The sequence below is a fragment of the Streptomyces sp. KLMMK genome, from assembly GCF_036961605.1.
GTDB lineage: Bacteria > Actinomycetota > Actinomycetes > Streptomycetales > Streptomycetaceae > Streptomyces > Streptomyces telluris.
Genome location: NZ_JBAMDC010000721.1, coordinates 1 through 1,505, shown reverse-complemented (window position 1 = coordinate 1,505; position 1,505 = coordinate 1). Strand labels below are relative to the sequence as shown.

Here is a 1,505-nt window from a genome sequence, read left to right as displayed (position 1 = left end):
GCCGTCGGTTTTGGCTTGGCGGGTGCGGACCATGAAGTCGTGGTTGGCGGGGTCGTAGGAGATGTTGCCGGTGCCGTCCTGTTTCTCGATTCCGCCGATGCGGTGTTCCAGGCCGGGGGTGCCGGGGACGGCCCAGGGGCGGGCGAGGGTCTGCGGGTCGCGTTTGTAGGGCCAGAACACGTCGGTGCCGTCGGCGAGGGTGTGGTTCGGGCCGGTGGCGAACTGCACGCGCAGGTCGGGCAGTTCGTCGGGTTCGGGGATCCGCCAGGGTTCGGAGCCGTTGGCGAGGTAGCCGTCGGAGAGCAGGAAGACGGGGGTGCGGTAGGCCAGGGCGATACGGGCGGCGTCCAGGGCTGCGTCGAAGCAGTCGGCGGGGGTCTTCGGGGCCACGATCGGCACCGGTGCTTCACCGTTGCGCCCGTACATCGCCTGCAGCAGGTCTGCCTGCTCGGTCTTGGTCGGCAGGCCGGTCGAGGGCCCGCCGCGCTGGATGTCCACGATCAGCAGCGGCAGCTCCAGCGACACCGCCAGCCCGATCGTCTCCGACTTCAGCGCCACACCCGGCCCCGACGTCGTCGTCACCGCCAGCGCACCACCGAAGGCCGCGCCGAGGGCTGCGCCGATCCCGGCGATCTCGTCCTCGGCCTGGAAGGTGCGCACGCCGAAGTTCTTGTGCCGGGACAGCTCGTGGAGGATGTCCGAGGCCGGCGTGATCGGGTACGAGCCGAGGTAGAGGGGGAGGTCGGCCTGGCGGGCGGCGGCGATCAGGCCGTAGGACAGGGCCAGGTTCCCGGAGATGTTGCGGTAGGTGCCGGCGGGGAACGCGGCGGTCGCGGGGGCCACCTCGTAGGAGACCGCGAAGTCCTCGGTGGTTTCGCCGAAGTTCCAGCCGGCGCGGAACGCGGTCACGTTCGCCTCGGCGATCTGCGGCTTCTTCGCGAACTTCTTCCGCAGGAAGGCTTCGGTGCCTTCGGTGGGCCGGTGGTACATCCATGACAGCAGCCCGAGGGCGAACATGTTCTTGCTGCGTTCGGCTTCCTTGCGGGAGAGCCCGAAGTCTTTGAGGGCTTCGATCGTCAGCGTGGTCAGGGGCACGGGGTGGACGTTGTAGGCGTCGAGGGTGCCGTCGTCGAGGGGGCTGGTGTCGTAGCCGACCTTGGCCATGGCGCGTTTGGCGAATTCGTCGGTGTTGACGATGATCTCGCCGCCGCGGGGCACGTCGGCCAGGTTGGCTTTCAGTGCGGCGGGGTTCATCGCGACCAGGACGTCGGGGGCGTCGCCGGGGGTGAGGATGTCGTGGTCGGCGAAGTGCAGCTGGAAGGAGGAGACGCCCGGCAGGGTTCCGGCGGGGGCGCGGATCTCGGCGGGGAAGTTCGGCAGGGTGGACAGGTCGTTGCCGAACGAGGCGGTCTCCGAGGTGAAACGGTCACCCGTCAGCTGCATACCGTCCCCGGAGTCACCCGCGAAACGGATGATCACCCTGTCCAGCCGGCGCACCTCCTTGG

The 1,505-nt window shown here is 69.2% G+C and carries 1 protein-coding gene; it reads right to left on the bottom strand.

Translation table 11 applies throughout. The annotated features are described in order from the left end of the window. The coding region (locus V7793_RS37455) for a 2-oxoacid:acceptor oxidoreductase subunit alpha (RefSeq protein ID WP_336014183.1) at positions 1 to 1,505 on the bottom strand (1,505 nt) is incomplete at both ends.